Genomic DNA, 21060 nt, shown 5'->3' with positions numbered 1-21060 from the left:
GGAATTCGGATTTTCGTTTTCGGAACCGGTAAAATACTCAATAGGAGCGAATACTAGCCCGGAAGTGACAGACTGGCCGTTACGCCAGGTCCAGAATTATTTGATAATTCAATCTTGCCGCCTTGTTGTTCGACAATATTTTTGCAGAAACTCAGACCGATCCCCTGGCCTGATGCTTTTGTGGTGTATAACGGCACAAACAGGTTGTCGGTATTGAGGATACCACTGCCGTTATCACGAATATCAAATTGCTGCTGTTGGTTCACATATCGGTATTCAAGTTGTATCTTGTCGGCACCTGCCTCAATGGCATTTTTAATCAGATTGATAAACACCTGTTGTAATAAGGTCTGATCGGCGGTTATTTGAGCCGCCTGACAATCGAGCGTAATCTGTATTGCCGGGTAGAGATCAATCAGCGTAGCAAAGAAGTGCCGGGCATCGAAGGTGCTCGGCTTGATCTGCACCCCTTTACTGAGACTGGCATAATTTTCCACAAAATGTTGCAGATGCTGGCAACGCTCAATAATCATTTCTAGTGCTGTTTGTTGCCGTTCGCTGGTCGCCGTCGTTGATAACGACTGGGCTAATGAAGACACTGGTGCCAGACTGTTGCGGATTTCATGGGACATTACTTTGACGATTTGTTGCCAGGCTTGCATTTGTTGTTGCTTTAACTCGGCCTGAATATCAATAAATATCAGCAGTTCCTGGGTTTCACCGTTTTCAATAAACTGGCTGGAACGTATTTTCCAACGTTTGTCTGCATGGCCAAATTGCCAGTCGTTGTCTTTAGTTTCTCTGCTTAGCCCCAACGCTTTGGTGGTAGAAAACTTGAGGCTCTGCCAGGGTTGGTTAAACAGTTGAAAGGACGCATCATTAGCGTAACTAAGCTGTTGTTTATTGTTAAACACCAGCACCGGAATACCCAACTGGGAAATTAACTGGTAAACCAGAAAAACATGCTGGTCGTAGCGACTTTTCTGCGTTTGTAACTGAATACTTAACGCCTTCAACTGGCTGTGGAATTGGTTGACCATGCCCTGTCCAAATTGCACTTTAACCAACTGGCTATAATTATCTTCACCTATAGCATCCAGTTGAATAGTCGCCCGTTTAAATCCGCTCAGTACGGTGTTCTTTATCTGGGCAATAAGTACGAGACTGATCAGTACTGCTGTTAGCCCGGCAAAGCTTGCTGCGCTAACACTGTCAAAAAAAAGATAAACCGTCGCACTCATGGTGATAGTCATCACCAGACAGAGTATGCCCAGTCGCAGAGTTAAATAACGTTCAAGCGAATCAGCTCTTGCCCAGTCCATATTTATCCATGCGTCGGTAAAGTGATGACTTGGTTAGTCCCAATATTTCTGCGGCATCCGCTACGTTATTGCCGGATTGACCCAACGCCCGGTTGATCAATAACTGTTCGACTTTTTCCAGTGACATCAGGGGAAAATCGCTGGTTGTCCGGGAGGGGGGTATTGCCAGATCAGTGGCACTGATCACTCCGTTATGATTGAGTAATACGGCGCGTTCCATTAAATGGCTCATCTCGCGGATATTACCCGGCCAAGTGTAATCCAGCATGGCATCACGAGCATCATCGGCAATCTTGATAGCGGTTTTATGGTACTTGTTGGTAAATTGTTCAACAAAATAGCCAGCCAAGGGCAAAACATCGTCACATCTTTGTCTTAAAGCCGGCACTTCAAAGGTCATGGTATTAAGTCGATAAAACAGATCTTCCCGAAAATTTCCTTGTTCGATAGCCTGATTGAGGTCGCAGTTAGTGGCAGAGATAATCCGCGCGTTACTGTTCTGGGTATGACTGGAGCCAACTGCTTCATATTGACCGGATTCCAGTACCCTGAGTAATTTAGCCTGTTGGGTCAGGGTCATATTGGCAATTTCATCCAAAAATAGGCTGCCCTGATCGGCCAGTTCAAAACGCCCGATACGTTTTTGTTTTGCATCGGTAAAGGCCCCTTTGACATGACCAAACATTTCACTTTCAAACAGGGCTTCGGGGATAGCACCCATATTCACCTGTACTAATGAACTGTAGGACTTTCCGGAACATTCGTGAATAAACTGTGCCAGCTCACTTTTACCGGTGCCATTTTCACCGGTGAGTAATATATTGGCGTCAGTTTTTGCCACGGTAGACAATTGTGACAACAGCGTTTGCATTATGGCGGATCGCCATTGATAACCTTGCTTCCGACCTTGCTCCAATTGTTGTGTGAGTTTGCTGTTTTGCTGACTGAGTGCCGATATTTCTAACTGACGCTGAATATTGTTAATTAATTGCGCGTTATTCCAGGGTTTATCAATAAAGTCCCGTGCACCCAGTTGCATGGCTTTGACGATCAGTGGCGTATTGCTCCATGCTGTCATGGCGATAACCGGAATGACGTGTCCGGCGTCTTGCATCCATTGTAAAAAATTAATGCCTTCCTGGCCGGACACGGTATCTAGCGTGAAATTCATATCCAGTAATATCAATGCGGGTAATTGCTGGCGGATTTCTATTTGGGCCTGCTGTGGTGAATTCGCTTCAGTCACTTGATATTGGTGTTCTTCGAGCAAAAACCTGAGTGATGTTCTGATATCAGCCCTGTCATCAATCACTAATATACTTTGCATATGTTTCGTTGAAATTGTGTAAATAAGTGGCACTAATAACAAAAACTGACCAAACAGGCCAGATTAAGTTACGGATTAACCGCACCGGTGAGCCTCTAAAACAGGGATTTTGATTACATCAATATACATCTATTTACAGTTAGTTATGTGCTGGCTGATTATCCTTATCATCTGATATTCCGGATGGCAGGCATAGTCAATGAACACAACGAAAACCGTTGCCCAGCAAAGGTTCTATTACGTTGTGATGTTGTTGGTAGCGGTAATAACGGGCTGCAAAATCGGTGTGGGTGAGCCTTATGCTGGCGCTGTTCCCGTGCCGGAATTGGTATTTTCCGGGCTAGATGGCAAGACTATTTATAGCTTTCATCAAACTGAACAGGGCTTGTTGGCAGGTACCGATCAGGGGTTATATCTGCTGGACTTATCTCAGCACTGGCAACGGGTTAGCGATGCTACATGGGAAATTCATCATATTGTTGTGCCGGACCCATTTCACTGGGTGGCCAACGTGACTGAGCATGGTCGGGCTTATGTTGCGCAAAGTGTTGATCAGGGAGCAAGCTGGCAGGTGCTCAGCCAGGGTTGGCACAGTCCTGCCGAGGTTTTTTTTACAACAGATCAACTGTTGTTCGATACTCAGCCGGTGCGTTTTTATCTTACAGATAGCCATAGTACTGTCGTCAGAGGTTACGATGGTTATATTAGTCGTACCATGATGACGACCTATTGGCAGCAATCTGCCGTTGAACCGGCTTCTGCTAATTATCTGGCACGATTAATTGATGATATGGAAACCTTACGAGCATTGCTGGTGGATGGATATCAATATCTTGTTGAGGGGCGGGATTTTACTTTGTGGCTTAGCTTGGATAACGGCAATAGCTGGAAAACCTATAACCTTCCGGATAGAGATTTATGGGCGCAGGTATGGAGTATAACCAGTCGTGTTGAGCAGCAAGGAGTTGTTGTTTACCTCGGTTTATATAAAGGTGGTGTTCTGAAAGTGATTTTGCCAGGACAAATATAAACCTCCCCCGGAACCACTGGTAACTTTTTGTTATACAACGTTATACTGGTTGCTACTCTATGCTAGTTGCCGAACTTAGTGACCATAAAAATGAAAAAAATCATCGTTGCCATCTTGCTCGTTATCGTCTCGCTTGTTGCAATCTTATTGATCCGCGCTACTACCTTTTATAACGACAAGCAATATCAGGTTAAGCAGCCTCTGGTTCCTGTTCAACTGGATGAAACTAATGCGGTTCGCCGGTTTGCCGAGGCGATCCAGATCCCCACCGTCTCGTATGACGATCCGGCCAGGGTCGATTATCAGCGTTTCGAACAGCTCCATGCCCATTTACAGCAGGCGTTTCCACTGGTGCATCAACAAGCCGAGCTGACCAAAATCAATGATTACAGCCTGGTTTATTATCTGCCCGGGACTAATCCGGAATTGAAACCGGCGCTATTTATGGGTCATATGGATGTGGTGCCGGTGGATGACTCCACGCTATCACAATGGAGCCAGCCTCCTTTTAGCGGCCTGGTACAGGATGACGTGATCTGGGGACGGGGAACCATTGACGACAAAGTAACAGTGATGGCGCTAATGGAGGCAACCGAGCAACTGTTAAAAAACGATTTCCAGCCGCAGCGTAGTATTTATCTGGCCTTTGGGCATGATGAAGAAATAGGCGGAGAGCAGGGGGCCAAAGCGATCGCTGCCTATTTCGCCAAGCAGCATATCCAGTTTGAATTTGTACTGGATGAGGGAGGGGCGGTGACCAAAGGTCTGATGGCGGGAGTTCAGCCTGCCGTTGCTATGGTGGGTGTGGCTGAAAAGGGCTTTGTTAACTTCCGCTTGACCGTCGATGCCGAAGGGGGGCACTCATCCCAACCGCCGAAAAACACAGCAGTGGGTATTTTGAGTCAGGCAATCGTCAATGTCGAGAATAGCCCGTTCGACAGCAAGCTGGATTTTATCCAGCAGACCTTTGATGCAGTGGGATATTACACGCCGTTAAGTAGTCGTTTGCCGATGGCCAATTTATGGTTGCTATCACCTGTGGTGGAAAATGTATTGCTGGATAGCCCTAGTACTGCGGCGGGAATTCATACCACTATCGCCCCCACTATGCTGCAAGGCAGTTCCAAGTCGAATGTATTACCTTCTCAAGCGACGGCGGTGGTTAATTTCAGGATTTTGCCCGGTGACAGTATTAACAGTATTGAGCAACATATCATTCGGGCAATTGATGATCCGCGGGTCAAAGTGGACTCCTTTATGGGTAATGAGCCGTCACGGGTATCACCCACCGACAGTTTAGGTTTTAAGCTGATAGAACAGACCATTCGTCGACTGGATAAGGACATTCTGGTCGCGCCCTATCTGGTTCAGGGCGGCACCGATTCCAAATATTATTACGGGTTATCCGATAATGTGTATCGCTTTATGATGGTGGGACTGGACCCCATCAGTATTAAACAATTTCATGGTATTAATGAGCAAATACCGGTTGCCGATTATTTGCGTGCTATCCAGTTTTATTACGCCTTGTTAAAGCAAACGGCAGAGAATCAGGTTGTCAGCCATTAACTCGTTTGGTCAGGAGTGAGAATAATGAGAAAAATCTTTGCTGTATTGATGTTTTTACTCAGCGTAACCGCGCAGGCGGCGGATATCGCCATCGTGATCCATGGTGGTGCCGGGACGATTAAAAAAGCCAATATGTCAGAAGAAACCGAACAGGCCTATCGACAAAAACTGGCTGAGTCTGTGCAAAAAGGTTATGCGGTTCTTAAACAAGGCGGTAACAGTCTGGATGCCGTGGTGGCCGCGATTCAGAATATGGAGAACTCACCGTTATTTAATGCCGGCAAAGGCGCCGTGTTTACCTGGGATGAAACCCATGAACTGGATGCTTCCATTATGGAGGGCAAAACCCTGAATGCCGGTGCGGTAGCCGGTGTCAGCCGAATTAAAAGTCCGATTGCAGCAGCCAAAGCGGTGATGGAAAAGTCGGTGCATGTGATGCTAAGCGGAGTGGGAGCGGAACATTTTGCCCAGCAGCAACAGCTTGAAATGGTCGATAACCGTTATTTTGATACCGACAGACGCCGTGAGGCGCTGCACAAGGTGAAGGCCAAGCTGTTAAACAATGATCATGCGATGCAAGTCAGCCAGGATATGACTGATTACAAATTTGGCACTGTGGGGGCGGTGGCGCTCGACAACCAGGGTAATCTGGCGGCGGGTACCTCAACCGGAGGTATGACAGCCAAACGTTGGGGACGCATTGGTGACTCACCTATTATTGGCGCAGGAACTTACGCCGATAATGCCAGTTGTGCGGTAAGTGCCACGGGACATGGCGAGTATTTTATTCGTTATCATGTGGCGGCCGATATATGCGCCAGAGTGAAATATCAGGGTAAATCGGTCGCCGAGGCTGGTGATGAAGTGATTAGTCAATTACTGGCAAAAGCCGGTGGCGATGGCGGGGTGATTATTCTCGACAGTAAAGGCAATATCGCGATGCCGTTTAACACCGCCGGTATGTATCGGGCCAGTATTGATACCCAGGGTAAAGTAACAGTTAAAATATACAGTGATGAAGTCGAATGAATGATTAACGTCCCCGTGACACGGGGACGTTGGCGGTGATTATTGTGAAGCGCCTTTACGAATAAAAGTGCCGCCCAGAATAATAAACATTAACCCCACACCATAAAAAGCCAGTTGCTCACCCAGCACCGCAGCCGCAAAGAAAGCCACTCCACTGGCGATAAACAGATAACCACCGGTTTTATTGTTTTTAACCATTTGCATAATGCGCTCCTTTTGTCCGGAAACTGTTGTTTTTATCAGTCTTGATGATTGAGTTTAAGGTAACGCTATCTGCTTTTGAGTACAAGCCGATCTTTCTGACCGGCGATCAGGAGGGTTATATCACGTAATAAAAGATCGAGAAGTAGTGGCAACTGCATCCGGCTATCACAAATAAATGCCAGATCGCATGGGTATATTTCACTTTTTTGGCAACATAAAACATCACACCAATGCTAAAGCACAACCCGCCGCTAACCAGCAACCACAATCCTGCGCCAGGTAAAGCCTGGTATAGTGGATATATTAATAACACCGCGAACCAGCCCATCACCAGATAGGTTGCTACCGAGATTTTGGGATAGCGGCTTTTGGCAATCCACTTGAACGTGACACCAAACAGGGCCAGTGACCAAATTGCTGCTGTCGCCAAGCCCCCTAACCAGCCACCAATGCTTAACAACAGAAATGGCGTGTTAGTACCGGCAATTAATAAATAAATGGCACTATGATCAAATAATTTCAGTACACCTTTGAGTCGCTGTTGGGTGACAGCATGATAAATGGTGGATGTCAGGAACATCAGGATTAGCGAACCGCCATAAATGGCTGATGCGGTGATGGCAACACCGGTTTCAGAATTGATCAATAAAAATACCAGTCCCACAATGGACACAATTAGGCCAATGCCATGGCTCAGGCTATGCAGCCATTCTTCAGCAATGGAGTATGAACGTAATTGGGGAACGGAATTCATCAGTTTAGTCTTCACTATATTGAGTCATTAAATCGCATACTATCGTTTCAGCGAACAACTGTACACTGAAAGTTTATGACAATTTAAATCCTCTTTGCATTCAATTGACGAATAGATTCTGCGACATAAATTAATCCGCAAAGTTTCATATTCTCGATATCAGCCAGACCCTTGCGTTTCTAGCCCGCAGGCTTTTATTTATCGGCATTCCAATATGTTCCTCAATGATTTCAACTACTTTCAACAACGTCTTGGTTTAGCGACAGGCAGACACCCCCAAATTAAGGCCTTTTTCCCTTGACATGGTGGTCGGGTGGTACCTAAACTGTCAAATGTGGGTAATAGTGGTAGAAAGTGGATCTAATAACTTCAATAGGCGAGGGCAATGTTCCGCAGCGCTAATGCAATTAATCTGGACGTGAAAGGACGTATAACGATCCCAACCCGGTATCGTCAGACACTGCTGGATGATTGTCAGGGACAGCTTGTATGCACAATCGATATAAAACAACCCTGTCTACTACTATACCCACTCCCTGAATGGGAAGAAATTGAGTTAAAACTGAGTCAGTTATCCAGCATGAATCCTCATGAACGTCGCATGCAACGCTTGTTGTTAGGTTACGCCACTGAAGGTGATATGGATAAGAATGGTCGGTTTTTATTGTCTTCTCCACTGCGCCAGCATGCAGGTTTAGATAAACAAATCATGCTAGTCGGGCAGATGAACAAGTTTGAACTGTGGGATGCCGATGAATGGCACAAACAGGTCACTGAGGACAAGGAAACCGAAAAACTGGCCAATTTTGAAGCTAGCGAAAGATTGCAGGATTTTTCATATTAATGAGCGGCGAATTTGCCCATCAATCGGTGCTATTGCCAGAGTCTTTACAGGCTCTGGCTATTAGGGCGGACGGCACCTATCTGGATGCGACCTTTGGTCGAGGTGGACATTCGCGCGCAATCTTGCAACAACTTGGTGATAATGGTCGGTTGTTTGCCGTTGATCGTGACCCCCAGGCTATTCAGGCCGCTAAAATACTCGAACAGCAAGATCCCCGCTTTAAGATAGTCCACAGTCCCTTTTCTGAACTTGAATCCGTTACCCACACTCTCGGTATTCAGGGCCAAATTGATGGCATACTAATGGATCTCGGTGTCTCGTCACCGCAACTGGACGACGCCGAACGCGGCTTCAGTTTTTTACGTGATGGACCACTGGATATGCGTATGGATACCACAAAAGGTATTAGCGCAGCCGAGTGGCTGAAGTACGCTGACGAGCAGGATATTACTCAAGTTATTAAGGAGTTTGGCGAAGAAAAATTTGGTAAACGTATTGCCCATGCCATTGTTAACAGCCGTGACGAACTGCCACTGACCCACACCCACCAGCTCGCCGCGTTAATTGATCAGGCCGTCCCGGTCAAAGACAAGTTCAAACACCCCGCCACCCGCAGTTTTCAGGCGATCCGGATCTATATCAATAGTGAACTGGATGAAATTCGTGACGGGCTTAAAGGCGCCCTGAATTCGCTGAAGTCCGGCGGACGTTTGGCGGTGATCAGCTTCCATTCGCTGGAAGACCGTATGGTCAAACGTTTCATGCGTGAACAAAGCCGGGGTAAACAGTATCCGGCCGGTTTTCCGGTAACGGATACCGAGATCAATGCCAGCAAGGCAATGACATTAGTTGGCAAAGCAATTAAGCCCGGAGCCAAGGAAGTAGCGGATAACCCTCGTTCGCGTAGTTCGGTTCTCAGAGTGGCGGAGAAATTATGAGTCAGTCCGGGGAACGAATTAATCTGGCGGGTCTGATCTTGAATGATCTGCTGCATCATCCATGGCGGATTTTGCTGTTTGCATTGGTGATTTTCAGCGCAGCAGGCGTGGTGTTAAGTACCCACCACAATCGTCAACTGGCCATTGTGCTGGAATCCTTGATGCAGGAGCGGGATCAGCTGGATGTGGAATGGCGCCATCTGATCCTCGAGCAATCGGTATTAACCGAGCACAACCGTATCGAAACTGTAGTGCGCAAGCAACTGAATATGCGCCGTCCCTCAGCCGACGAAGAAGTGGTGGTAAGGGTCAAATGAATTATCAGTCGAAAAAACAGGCCAAAACCAATACCCAGCCTCGCTTGTTGCACTGGCGTTTTATGGTGGTCAGCGCTGTGGTCATCCTGGTATTTACCGGTTTGGCAGCCAGAGCTGCTTATATTCAAGTGATTGCGCCAGATCAGTTAATTGAGCAGGGGGATAATCGTACCTTGCGTACCCGCACCAGCGCAGTACATCGGGGTATGATTACTGACCGTAATGGTGAGGAATTAGCTGTAAGTGTGCCGGTTCAGGCGGTGTGGGCCGATCCTAAAGTGATATTGCAAAAAAATGCGTTGCAAGACGAACGTCGTTGGCATGCGCTGGCCGAAGTGCTGGGCGAAGATGCCGGTAAGGTAATGCGTGACGTTTCGGATGAGAAACGCCGCTTTGTGTATATTCAGCGTCAGGTCACACCGGCGATGGCCGAATACGTTGAAAAACTGGATATCCCCGGTGTGTATTTGCGTCGCGAATCGCGTCGTTACTACCCTACAGGTGAAGTGTCTGCCCAGTTAATCGGTTTTACCAATATCGATGATGTGGGCATTGAAGGGATTGAACGCCTATTTGAAGAACGGCTGAATGGCACACCTGATACGCGCCGCATCCGGCGTGATGGCAAGGGACGCCAAGTTGAAATACTGGCTGAGCATCAGGGAGAGGATTCTAAAGACCTGCAGTTGACCATTGATCAGCGGGTGCAAGCACTGGCCTATAAAGAGATAAAAAAAGCCATACAGGTTTATGACGCCGCCGCCGCATCTGCCGTGGTAGTGGATGTGCATACGGGTGAGATCCTGGCCATGGTTAACGGCCCTTCGTTTAATCCGAATAATAGACGCGGCGTGACGGCACATCGAATTCGTAACCGGGCAATTACCGATGCGTTTGAACCCGGCTCAGTAATTAAGCCGATTGCGGTATTAAGCGCGCTGGAGTTTGGTTCAGCCGATTTAACCACCATTATCGATACCTCTCCCGGCTGGATGCGCCTGGGTGGCGCAATTGTTAAAGATTCACATAGCTATGGCAAATTAACTCTGGAAGGCATTATCAAGCATTCCAGTAATATGGGTACCTCCAAGCTGGCGCTATCGGTACCTAAAACCCATTTAATTGATATGTATTACGAAATGGGCTTAGTCGGCGATACCGGCACTAATTTAATTGGCGAAAGCAGCGGTATTTTCCACGATCGCAGTCGCTGGTCCAAACATGAGTTGGCTTCGCTGTCTTTCGGTTACAACCTGACAGTAACGCCCCTGCAACTAGCCCGTATGTACAGCATTATCGGCAATGGTGGCATTAAGCGGCCGTTGAGCATTGTTAAAGGCGAAGTGCCAGCCGGTGAGCGGGTGTTGTCCGAACAATATGCCCGTGCCATTACCGCCATGATGGAGCATGTGTTGGATGACGATGGTACTGCACCAAAAGCTAGAGTGCCGGGCTACAGGGTGGCGGGCAAAACCGGCACCAGCCGCAAGGCTATAGCTGGTGGTTATGGTGAAGAATACGTCAACTTATTTGCCGGAATCGCACCGGTGTCCGATCCGCAAATCGCCGTGGTGGTGTTAATCGATGAACCAGGCGGGGACTTGTACTACGGCGGCGACACTGCCGCGCCGGTTTTTTCCGAGATAATGGCTGGTGCGCTGCAACTGCTGAATATTGCACCTGATGACAAACCGGTTTCCTCTTTGATTGCGATGCATGGAGGCGCCCGTCATGACAGCTAACTTAACCACGTTGCTGGCTCCCTTCGGGATTGATGCACCCTCCATCGAATTTGATGAACTGGTACTCGACAGCAGACAAGTTAGTATCCATAAAGCTTTTGTTGCCGTACCTGGACATGATTTAGATGGCCGCGATTTTATCCCCCAGGCTATCAGTCTGGGCGCTAAGGTGATTATTGCCGAGGCTGAGCAGCAATATCAGCATGGCGAAATCAGCATGCGTGAGCATTCGCTGATAGTGCACTTTTACCAGTTATCGCAAAAGCTTAGTGCGATTGCTGTGTGTTTTTATGATAATCCTGCGGATAAGCTGAATATCATTGCGGTGACAGGAACCAATGGTAAAACCTCTACAGCACAATTATGTGCCCAGCTTAGCTTTTTGTGTGGAGATCAGGCGGGCACAATCGGCACCTTGGGTACGGGTTTAGTTGATCAATTAACACCGAATATTAATACCACGCCTGATGCCATCAGTATTCAAAAAGCGCTAGCAAAAATGCAGCTACAGGGTGCCAGAACTGTGGCACTGGAAACTTCTTCTCATGCGCTGGTTCAACATCGTCTGGCAAGTTTAAAAACCGATGTGGCGGTATTTACCAATTTAACCCGCGACCATCTGGATTATCACGGCAGTATGGCCAATTATGCGGCTGCCAAGCGTTTATTACTCAAACAGCCAGGGTTGAAGTTTACCGTCCTGAATCAGGATGATGTCCAGTCAGAGCAGTGGTTACAGCAATGTCCTGACAATGTTCAGGTGGTAATGTTCGGCTTTAACACCGTCAAACATCCGTCCTGTCAATACTGTATCGCTACTTCTGTGGACTATCACCAGTCAGGGTGCACTATCGAGCTTGAGTCTTCATGGGGTAACGCAAAAATAGAAAGCGGTTTGCTCGGTCATTTCAATGTACAGAACTTGCTGGCCGCTATCAGTGCGCAGTTGTGCCTGGGAATGACACTTGAACAAATTGAACTGGTAGCGCCACAGCTCAAGTCGATTGCCGGGCGGATGGAAATTTTCAGCAGTACAAACTATGCCCCGCTGGTGGTGGACTATGCACATACCCCCGACGCTTTACATCAAGCTCTTGTCGCTTTGCGCAAGCATTGTACGGGCGAATTGTGGTGCATGTTTGGTTGTGGTGGTGATCGCGACAAGGGCAAACGCCCTTTGATGGGCGAAATGGCTGAACGTTTTGCCGATCATGTGTTGATCACTAATGACAATAGTCGCTCCGAATCCGCCCAACAAATTGCGGAAGATATTTTAGCTGGTTGTCAGCAGCCACAAAAAATTCAGATTGAACTAGATAGAAAAAAAGCCATTCAAACCTTAATGAAGCAGGCCAATAAACAGGATTTGATTCTGTTGGCAGGTAAGGGGCATGAAGATTATCAAGTCATCGGTGACCAGCGGTTGCCATACGATGAAAGACACTATGTACAACAACTATTAGAGGGGATAGAGCAATGATCTCAGTTTCACTCAATTGGGTGGCAGATCAATTGCAGGGCGAGCTCTGTGGCGAAGATAAAAAAATAAAGGGGGTCAGTACTGACACCCGGACAATCCAGCCTGGTGACTTGTTTATTGCACTGACGGGACCTAATTTCAATGGTCATAAATTTATTCACACGGCGGAACAGCTCGGCGCTTCGGCGTTGATAGTATCCGAACCTGTTGAAAGTGCCCTGCCACAGATTAAGGTCACCGACACACGCACTGCGTTAGGGCGACTGGGTGCAGCGGTGAAGGCCAACGTAGCCCCTAAAACTATTGCGATTACCGGCAGCAGTGGCAAAACCACGGTAAAGGAAATGGTCGCCTCGATACTGGAACGTAAAGGTAAAGTGTTGGCCACCAAAGGTAATTTTAATAACGATATTGGTGTGCCATTAACTCTGCTGCGCCTTAAAAAGAAGCATAAGTATGCAGTAATCGAGCTGGGTGCCAATCATCTGGGCGAAATCGCCTACACCACTGAGCTGGTTAAGCCTGATGTGGCCACCATACTCAACGCTTCTGCGGCCCATTTACAAGGCTTCGGTAGCCTTTTGGGAGTCGCCAGAGCAAAAAGTGAGATATTTAATGGCCTGGGTGATAAAGGCGTTGCTATTTTAAATGCCGATAGCCAGTTTCATGATTTCTGGGCAGGTAAACTTAACCATTTGAGCAATGTGCAGCGTTTCTCGCTAAGACCGGGATTTGATTTCTCTGCCCGTAATGCCCAACTGCAAGTTGACGGTTGCGCCAGTTTTGAAATGCAGACTCCGCAAGGTACCGCTTTTATCAATCTGGTCACCCCCGGTATGCATAATGTCGCCAATGCACTTACTGCAGCAGCCCTAGCGATGTCCGTAGGCGCTAGTCTGGAAGATGTACAACTGGGTTTGGAGAACATGCAACAGGTCAAGGGCCGGTTGAATGTTAAAGCCCTGACAAATCAAGTCAGATTAATTGATGATACTTATAATGCCAATGTATCCTCGGTGAAAGCCGCTATTGATTTGCTTTCCAGCTACAGTGGTCGTCGCATACTGATATTAGGTGATATGGGCGAACTGGGTGAAAAAGCTCGTTTCTATCATGAGCAGGTTGGTGAATACGCCAAACAACATGGTTTGGACAATCTTTATACCCTGGGTGTGCTAAGCCAGCACGCCAGTACGGTTTTTAATGGCAATGGATGCCATTTCAGCAGCATCGAGTCATTGATCGAGCATCTGGAAACACAAGTGGCAAGTGAACATCAGGACATCAGTATTCTGGTTAAAGGATCACGCAGTGCCCGGATGGAATGGGTCGTTGAAGCAATCGAGGTATCCTCTGTGGGAAAGCTTGAACATCACCAGGAGCCCATAGCATGCTGATCTGGCTTGCCTCCTGGCTACAGCAATTCGACCCCGGATTTAATGTCTTTTCCTACCTGACATTAAGAGCCATCCTGAGCACCTTAACGGCGCTCGGGATTTCGGTTTTCATGGGGCCGCTGATGATCCGCTGGCTGCAAAAATTGCAGATTGGGCAAATGGTACGTGATGACGGGCCTGAATCGCACTTGGCCAAATCAGGAACGCCGACCATGGGTGGCGTATTAATTCTGGCCGCCATTGTAAGTAGCACGCTATTGTGGGCAAACTTATCTAACCGTTATGTGCTCACTACACTATTCGTGATTGTCAGTTACGGCATTATTGGTTTTGTGGATGACTACCGCAAAGTGATCCGCAAGGATTCAAAAGGCTTAATCGCGCGCTGGAAATATTTCTGGTTATCGGCTGTGGCAATCGGTGTCGCATTGTTTTTGTACAGCTCCAGTCAGCATCCGGCAGAAACTGCATTGTTAGTGCCGTTCTTTAAAGAAGTGATGCCGCAGCTGGGACTAATGTATATCGTCCTTACCTACTTTGTGTTGGTGGGAACCAGTAACGCAGTCAATCTGACGGATGGCCTGGATGGTTTGGCAATCGTGCCGACTATTCTGGTGGCCGGTGCTTTTGCGATCTTTGCCTATGTCACCGGTAATATTAATTTCTCCGCTTATCTGAATATTCCCTATATCGCCCTTAGCAGTGAGCTGGTGGTGGTGTGTACTGCAATTGTTGGGGCCGGATTGGGCTTTCTGTGGTTTAACACTTATCCGGCGATGGTTTTTATGGGCGATGTCGGCTCGCTGGCACTGGGTGGTGCGCTGGGTATTATCGCTGTATTGGTTAGACAGGAACTGGTGTTATTTATTATGGGTGGCGTGTTTGTGATCGAGGCGCTATCGGTAATTTTACAAGTAGGATCGTACAAATTACGTGGTCAGCGAATTTTCCGCATGGCACCGATTCATCACCATTACGAATTAAAAGGTTGGCCGGAGCCGCGAGTGATTGTGCGCTTCTGGATCATTTCCATCATGTTGGTATTGGTGGGTTTAGCCACCTTGAAGTTAAGGTAATAGAACGACAGTTATGATGACACTTGCCAATCAAAAAGTTGCAGTTGTTGGACTGGGCCAAACCGGCCAGTCGGTGATTGGCTTTTTGATCGCCCAACACGCCGATATTAAGGCGTTTGATACCCGTAAAACATTACAGGTACAGTTACCTGCGGGTATTGTTGCGCGTTTGGGTGAGCTGGATTCTGTCGAGTTATGTCAGATGGACCTGATTGTATTGAGTCCGGGGGTTGCGTTGGCAACAGCGGCAATTCAACAGGCGGTAGCTGCCGGGGTTGAAGTTATCGGGGATATCGAACTGTTTGCCCGTTTCAATACCGTTCCGGTGTTGGCTATTACCGGCTCTAACGGTAAATCTACTGTTACTATGTTACTGGCAGAGATGCTTAAAACCGCAGGTAACAGGGTACTGGTCGGTGGCAACATTGGGGTACCGGCATTGAGTTTGTTGAATCAGCCAGCTGATTTTATTGTGCTTGAATTGTCCAGTTTTCAACTCGAAACCACCACAACCCTGAAACTGTTGGCTGCTACGGTATTAAATGTCACTGACGACCATATGGATCGTTATACCGATTTTGCGGCTTATCAACGAGCCAAATTGACAATTTTCGATCACGCCAAGAATCAAATTGTCAATCGCGATGATAAGGCGGCTCAGGTAGCTGGGTATAACCCGGAACGCAGTTTTGGGTTGTCGGCCAGTGTGCAGGGGTTCAGTTTTGACCAACCTCATAACAAAATCCTGTTTAATGGTGAAAACTGGCTGGATATGGATACTTGCATCTTATCCGGTCAACATAATGTGTTGAATATCCAGGCCGCGGCGGCGCTGGGTTTATGTGCCGGTGCCAGCCATCAAAGTTTGCAGCAGGCCAGCCAGCGATTTGAAGGATTACCACATCGCTGTCAGTTGGTCAGTCATAAACATCAGGTCAGCTGGATAAATGATTCCAAGGCCACTAATGTCGGCGCGACTATTGCCGCTATTCAGGGGCTGCGTGCCGGGGTACAGGGCAAGCTTTTGTTAATAGCCGGAGGTGATGGCAAAGGGGCTGATTTAACCGAGCTATTGCCGGTGATGGATAGCGTTGATGTATTGATCACCTTGGGTAAAGACGGTGACCAAATTGCCCGACTGAAAAGCGATGCTATACAGGTAAACTCGTTGCAACAAGCGGTGCAGGTTGCGGCAACGCAAGCGCAAGCCGGTGATATGGTGTTGTTATCGCCAGCCTGTGCCAGTCTGGATATGTTTGCCAATTATATGCAACGTGGCGAACAATTTGCTCTGGCAGTGGAGGCATTATGATGGCGACTGCAATGCCAGAACAGTTACGTATGATGTTTTCCGGGCGCCACGGAGAAGTTAATCAACGCCCTTATGACGTTTCCATTTTGTTGATTGCGCTGACATTAATGAGCATCGGTTTAATCGTGGTCACTTCTGCGTCCATGCCTGCTGCATCAAGATTATTTGGTAACCCCTTCCATTTTGCCATCCGTCATCTGGTTTATATTGCGCTGGCATTAAGCGCTTTTTTTGTCACCTTGCAATTTCCCATGCGCTGGTGGAAATGGAGCAATACCTGGTTGTTGCTGGTCAGTATTGCCTTGTTGTTGGCGGTGTTAATTCTGGGCCGGAACGTTAACGGCAGTACTCGTTGGTTAGCATTGGGACCTATTACTATTCAACCTTCCGAACCGGCTAAACTGTTTTTCTTCTGTTATCTGGCCGGTTATCTGGTGCGCCGTTATGAAGAAGTTACCGAGAATATCAAAGGCTTTATCAAGCCGCTGATTGTGTTTTTTGTGTTGGCCCTGCTGTTGTTAATGCAGCCGGATTTGGGCACCGTGGTGGTGATGCTGGCGACCACAATAGGTCTGTTGTTTTTGGCCGGAGCCAGGTTATGGCAGTTCTTTGCCCTGATGCTTAGTGGTGCCGTGGCGGTAGGGATTCTGATCCTGACGTCGCCTTACCGGATGGCTCGGGTAACCTCTTTTATGGATCCCTGGGCTGATCCCTTTGGTAGTGGTTATCAGTTGACTCAATCGTTAATGGCTTATGGCCGGGGGGATATCTTCGGTCAGGGACTGGGCAACAGTTTGCAGAAGCTGGAGTATCTGCCTGAAGCACATACGGATTTTATCATGGCAATTCTGGCCGAAGAACTGGGTTTTGCCGGAGTTATTTGTGTACTGCTGCTGCTACTGGCACTGGTGATTAAGGCACTGCAGCTAGGTAACCGTGCACTGATTAAAGAACGGCCGTATGAAGGTTATCTGGCGTATTCGATTGGTATCTGGCTCAGTTTCCAGACTGCGGTCAATATTGGTGCCAGTGCCGGTATTTTACCCACCAAGGGGCTGACTTTGCCATTAGTCAGTTATGGCGGTAACAGCATCATTATTATGTCAATGGCGATAGCGCTGCTTTTGCGGATTGATTTTGAATTACGCATGACCGATGTACAGGTGCTGTCGGGCGCTAAAAAAAGACTGGGACGGGCCAAACAAGACGATATTTTGCCGCAGGAGCATGATGATGACTAAATGCTTACTGGTTATGGCAGGTGGTACCGGCGGACATGTGTTTCCGGGGATTGCGGTTGCGGATTTATTGCATGCCCAAGGCTGGAGTATTCACTGGTTAGGCACCGCCAAGCGGATGGAGGCGGATATTGTGCCCAAGGCAGGCTATCCGATTAGCTTTATTGATGTGGCGGGTCTGCGCGGTAATGGTGTTGTTGGCTGGTTGACTGCGCCATTTAAATTGCTCAGGGCCGTGTTTCAGGCCTTGTCGGTGATCCGCAAAGTCAATCCCGATGTGGTACTGGGCATGGGCGGGTTTGCCAGCGGCCCCGGCGGAGTGGCGGCATGGTTAAAACGCATTCCACTGGTATTACATGAACAAAATGCGGTAGCAGGATTCACCAACAAGCTACTGGCACCCCTTGCCAGCCGGATACTAACCGGGTTTGAGGGGACGTTTAAGCCACAACAGAAAGTGAGCTGGGTTGGTAACCCGCTAAGAGCCTCCATTGGACAAACTGCTCCTGTTGAACGAGCAGATGCGCGGTGCAACATCTTGGTTGTCGGAGGTAGTTTAGGTGCGCAGGCATTAAATCAAGCGATGCCTGTGGCGCTGCAGGATTTGCCTCATTGCGCCATTCGTCATCAATGTGGTGCACAGCGGCAGCAGCAAGTTGAAGCGCTCTATCGTCAGGTCGGAATAGAGCGGAATGTGCAAGTTGATGAATTTATCGATGATATGGCATCAGCCTATCAATGGGCCGACCTGATTATTTGCCGGGCTGGCGCGTTAACCGTGTCTGAAATCGCTATGGCGGGGAAAGCCGCGATATTCGTGCCATTGCCCCATGCGGTGGATGATCATCAGACACAAAATGCCATGACATTAGTCAATGCAGGCGCAGCTTTGTTGGTCAAACAAGGCGATGATTTAGCCGCAAAAGTTAGCGCTTGCTTACGGGAGTTGAGCAGCAACCAGGCAAAACTGGCACAAATGGGCAAGGCAGCGTTAACCGTTGCCAAACCTGATGCAACCAGAGTGGTTGCCAATATATGTAATGAATTAGCCGGAGCAATAAAAATAACATGAGTGAATACGCCACAGATAACTACACGGTGCCAGAAATGCGTCGTATCAAAAATATCCATTTTATCGGTATCGGTGGTGCCGGTATGGGCGGTATTGCCGAAGTGTTGCTCAATGAAGGCTATCAGATTTCGGGTTCGGACTTGCAATCAGGCCCCATGACTGAGCGCTTAACCGGTTTGGGAGCCAAAGTTTACTATTCTCATGTGGCCAGCAATGTGGAAAACGTCCATGTGGTGGTGGTATCCAGTGCGGTCGATCAGACCAACCCGGAAATTATCGCCGCCAATGAAGCCCGTATTCCCGTGATCAGAAGGGCAGAAATGTTGGCGGAACTGATGCGTTTTCGCCATGGTATTGCGATTGCCGGTACCCACGGCAAGACTACCACCACCAGTTTGATCTCGACTATTTTTGCCCAGGCACAACGCGATCCTACTTTTGTGATTGGTGGTTTGTTGAACAGCGCAGGCACTAACGCTCGCCTGGGTAGCAGTCGTTATCTTATTGCTGAAGCGGACGAGAGTGATGCCTCGTTTCTGCATTTACAGCCGATGGTGTCGGTCGTGACCAATATCGAGCCGGATCATATGGGCACCTATGAAGGTGATTTCCAGCGAATGCAGGACACCTATATCGAGTTTTTACATAACCTGCCGTTTTACGGACAAGCGGTATTGTGTGGTGATGATCCGGTGATTCGGGAATTGCTGCCCCGAATTGGTCGAAAATATCTGACCTATGGTGTGCAGGAACACAACGATGTGCGCGCTATTGATATCAGTCATGGTTTCAACAGTAGCCATTTTACTGTTTTGCGTGAAGGGCATGAGCCTCTTGAATTAACCATTAATTTGCCGGGCCATCATAACGTTTTAAATTCATTGGCAGCGATTGCTGTTGCCACCGATGAAGGCATCGATGATCAGGCCATTGTAGATGCGCTGGGATCATTTGGTGGTATAGGTCGTCGGTTTGAGATGCTGGGTGAATACCAAACCGGCAATGGTAGTGCGATTTTGGTCGACGACTACGGTCATCACCCTACTGAAGTGGCAGCCACCATTGCAGTAGCACGCAATAACTGGCCGGATCGACGTTTGGTAATGGCTTATCAGCCTCACCGATTCAGCCGTACCCGTGATCTGTATGAAGATTTTGTCAAAGTGTTGTCGCAGGTGGACGTGCTGTTGCTGCTGGAAGTCTATAGTGCCGGAGAACCGCCTATTGATGGAGCGGATAGTAAATCTCTGTGCCGCTCTATTCGTCAGCGCGGGCAAATCGAACCTATTTATGTGGCCAATAAGGATGAACTGCCATTGGTATTGGCCGGGCAGTTGCAAGATGGCGATATTGTGATGACACAAGGGGCCGGCAATATTGGTGCATTAGCCAAGAAATTACAGAAATATCAGTTGAATATTGAGCAGATGCAAACTGCCCGGGAGCCGCAATGAATAGCAACACGCTAATCAACGCACAGCGTTACGGTAAAGTGGCCGTGATGTTTGGCGGCAGTTCCGCTGAGCGGGAAGTGTCGTTGCGTTCGGGACAGGCTGTGCTGGATGCACTATTACGGGGTGGTGTTAATGCGTATAAATTTGATCCGGCTGAGCATGCCTTGATCGAACTGGTGAGTCAGAATTTCGATCAGGTAGTGATTATGTTGCACGGTCGGGGTGGAGAAGACGGTTCATTACAAGGTGCGCTGGAGCAGTTAAAACTGCCCTATTCGGGCAGCGGTGTGCTGGGTTCGGCATTGTCTATGGATAAAGTGCGCAGCAAGCAAATTTTTGACAGTTTGGGATTACCGACGGCATCTTACCAGGTCGTTGAAAAAAGCCGCTTTGATGCGGGATCGTGCGAGGTTATAATGCGCTCGTTTGGGGGCGCTATTATGGTCAAACCGGCGCAGGAAGGTTCCAGCATCGGCATGGCCAAGGTAAACAATTCAACACAATTGCTCAGCGCAATAGAGGACGCTTTTAATTACGATAATCAAGTCCTGCTGGAGCAATACATTGAAGGCGATGAATACACTGTCAGTATATTGAATGATGGCGCGTTGCCGTCAATCCGAATGTCTACTCCCCGTGAATTTTATGACTATGAGGCTAAATATCAGTCTGATAGTACCGAATATTTTTGTCCCAGCGGTGCCAGCTCTGAACTAGAAAAAAATTTGGCCGACCTGGCGCTACAAGCCTTCGATGCTGTGGCTGCCAGTGGTTGGGGGCGGGTAGACTTTATGTGCGATAAGCAGGGACAGTTGTACATTTTGGAAGTCAATACCGTGCCGGGAATGACAGCCAAGAGTCTGGTACCGATGGCGGCCAAACAGGCAGGGATGAGTTTTGAGCAATTGGCACTGGCGGTACTGGACAGTGCCGGGCTGGGCAAGTGAGAGTTTAG

19 protein-coding genes are annotated in these 21060 nt (G+C 48.2%); 15 read left to right on the top strand and 4 right to left on the bottom strand.

What is annotated here, in order from left to right:
- Positions 1-53: 53 nt before the first annotated feature.
- Positions 54-1322, bottom strand: a complete 1269-nt coding sequence (locus V1467_RS16860) for a sensor histidine kinase (protein ID WP_416306137.1) — start codon at positions 1320-1322, stop codon at positions 54-56.
- The gene (locus tag V1467_RS16855) at positions 1303-2649 is read right to left on the bottom strand and encodes a sigma-54-dependent transcriptional regulator (protein WP_416306136.1); all 1347 of its coding nucleotides are present in this window, start codon (positions 2647-2649) and stop codon (positions 1303-1305) included. The genes V1467_RS16860 and V1467_RS16855 overlap by 20 nt, the downstream gene beginning before the upstream one ends.
- Before the next feature lie 199 nt (positions 2650-2848).
- Here V1467_RS16855 and V1467_RS16850 point away from each other — a divergent pair, with 199 nt between their 5' ends.
- From V1467_RS16850 to V1467_RS16840, 3 genes are all read left to right on the top strand, one after another.
- Positions 2849-3679 (top strand): hypothetical protein, encoded by an 831-nt coding sequence (locus tag V1467_RS16850; protein WP_416306135.1) that lies wholly within the window; start codon positions 2849-2851, stop codon positions 3677-3679.
- 90 nt (positions 3680-3769) lie between these two features.
- The gene (locus V1467_RS16845) at positions 3770-5248 is read left to right on the top strand and encodes a M20 family peptidase (RefSeq protein WP_416306134.1); all 1479 of its coding nucleotides are present in this window, start codon (positions 3770-3772) and stop codon (positions 5246-5248) included.
- 24 nt (positions 5249-5272) lie between these two features.
- Positions 5273-6277: an isoaspartyl peptidase/L-asparaginase family protein gene (locus tag V1467_RS16840; protein WP_416306133.1), complete on the top strand. Its 1005-nt coding sequence runs from the start codon at positions 5273-5275 to the stop codon at positions 6275-6277.
- A 39-nt stretch (positions 6278-6316) separates the two neighbouring features.
- On the opposite strand, the gene V1467_RS16835 is transcribed toward V1467_RS16840, so the two are convergent.
- Together V1467_RS16835 and trhA are read right to left on the bottom strand one after the other, a co-directional pair.
- Positions 6317-6481, bottom strand: a complete 165-nt coding sequence (locus tag V1467_RS16835) for a hypothetical protein (RefSeq protein ID WP_416306132.1) — start codon at positions 6479-6481, stop codon at positions 6317-6319.
- A gap of 115 nt (positions 6482-6596) precedes the next feature.
- Positions 6597-7235 (bottom strand): PAQR family membrane homeostasis protein TrhA, encoded by a 639-nt coding sequence (gene trhA, locus V1467_RS16830; protein ID WP_416306131.1) that lies wholly within the window; start codon positions 7233-7235, stop codon positions 6597-6599.
- 385 nt (positions 7236-7620) lie between these two features.
- On the opposite strand from trhA, the gene mraZ reads away from it, so the two are divergent.
- From mraZ to V1467_RS16770, 12 genes are read left to right on the top strand one after another with little or no spacing between them, the layout of a single operon-like run.
- Positions 7621-8079, top strand: coding sequence for a division/cell wall cluster transcriptional repressor MraZ (mraZ, locus tag V1467_RS16825; protein ID WP_416306130.1), 459 nt, complete (start codon positions 7621-7623; stop codon positions 8077-8079).
- Positions 8079-9017, top strand: coding sequence for a 16S rRNA (cytosine(1402)-N(4))-methyltransferase RsmH (gene rsmH / locus V1467_RS16820; RefSeq protein WP_416306129.1), 939 nt, complete (start codon positions 8079-8081; stop codon positions 9015-9017). The genes mraZ and rsmH overlap by 1 nt, the downstream gene beginning before the upstream one ends.
- Positions 9014-9334: a cell division protein FtsL gene (ftsL, locus tag V1467_RS16815; RefSeq protein WP_416306128.1), complete on the top strand. Its 321-nt coding sequence runs from the start codon at positions 9014-9016 to the stop codon at positions 9332-9334. Before rsmH ends, ftsL begins: the two co-directional genes overlap by 4 nt.
- Positions 9331-11076, top strand: coding sequence for a peptidoglycan D,D-transpeptidase FtsI family protein (locus V1467_RS16810; protein ID WP_416306127.1), 1746 nt, complete (start codon positions 9331-9333; stop codon positions 11074-11076). Before ftsL ends, V1467_RS16810 begins: the two co-directional genes overlap by 4 nt.
- Entirely contained in the window at positions 11066-12556 is a 1491-nt protein-coding gene (gene murE / locus V1467_RS16805; RefSeq protein ID WP_416306126.1) for a UDP-N-acetylmuramoyl-L-alanyl-D-glutamate--2,6-diaminopimelate ligase, read from the top strand. Before V1467_RS16810 ends, murE begins: the two co-directional genes overlap by 11 nt.
- Positions 12553-13953 (top strand): UDP-N-acetylmuramoyl-tripeptide--D-alanyl-D-alanine ligase, encoded by a 1401-nt coding sequence (locus V1467_RS16800; protein WP_416306125.1) that lies wholly within the window; start codon positions 12553-12555, stop codon positions 13951-13953. Before murE ends, V1467_RS16800 begins: the two co-directional genes overlap by 4 nt.
- The gene (gene mraY / locus V1467_RS16795) at positions 13947-15029 is read left to right on the top strand and encodes a phospho-N-acetylmuramoyl-pentapeptide-transferase (RefSeq protein ID WP_416306124.1); all 1083 of its coding nucleotides are present in this window, start codon (positions 13947-13949) and stop codon (positions 15027-15029) included. Before V1467_RS16800 ends, mraY begins: the two co-directional genes overlap by 7 nt.
- Positions 15030-15042: 13 nt before the next feature.
- Entirely contained in the window at positions 15043-16341 is a 1299-nt protein-coding gene (gene murD / locus V1467_RS16790) for a UDP-N-acetylmuramoyl-L-alanine--D-glutamate ligase (protein WP_416306123.1), read from the top strand.
- Positions 16338-17582: a cell division protein FtsW gene (ftsW, locus tag V1467_RS16785; RefSeq protein WP_416306122.1), complete on the top strand. Its 1245-nt coding sequence runs from the start codon at positions 16338-16340 to the stop codon at positions 17580-17582. The genes murD and ftsW overlap by 4 nt, the downstream gene beginning before the upstream one ends.
- On the top strand, positions 17575-18651 hold the full coding sequence (gene murG / locus V1467_RS16780; RefSeq protein WP_416306121.1) for an undecaprenyldiphospho-muramoylpentapeptide beta-N-acetylglucosaminyltransferase: 1077 nt from the start codon (positions 17575-17577) through the stop codon (positions 18649-18651). Before ftsW ends, murG begins: the two co-directional genes overlap by 8 nt.
- Positions 18648-20105 carry a UDP-N-acetylmuramate--L-alanine ligase gene (gene murC / locus V1467_RS16775; protein WP_416306120.1) on the top strand — a complete coding sequence of 486 codons (1458 nt, stop codon included), beginning with the start codon at positions 18648-18650 and terminating at the stop codon, positions 20103-20105. Before murG ends, murC begins: the two co-directional genes overlap by 4 nt.
- On the top strand, positions 20102-21052 hold the full coding sequence (locus V1467_RS16770; RefSeq protein ID WP_416306119.1) for a D-alanine--D-alanine ligase: 951 nt from the start codon (positions 20102-20104) through the stop codon (positions 21050-21052). Before murC ends, V1467_RS16770 begins: the two co-directional genes overlap by 4 nt.
- Positions 21053-21060 lie beyond the last annotated feature (8 nt).

Source organism: Neptunicella plasticusilytica (genome assembly GCF_047922965.1).
Lineage (GTDB): Bacteria > Pseudomonadota > Gammaproteobacteria > Enterobacterales > Alteromonadaceae > Neptunicella > Neptunicella plasticusilytica.
The sequence above is the reverse complement of the archived record's forward strand: the minus strand, read 5'-3'. Positions and strand labels throughout refer to the sequence as shown.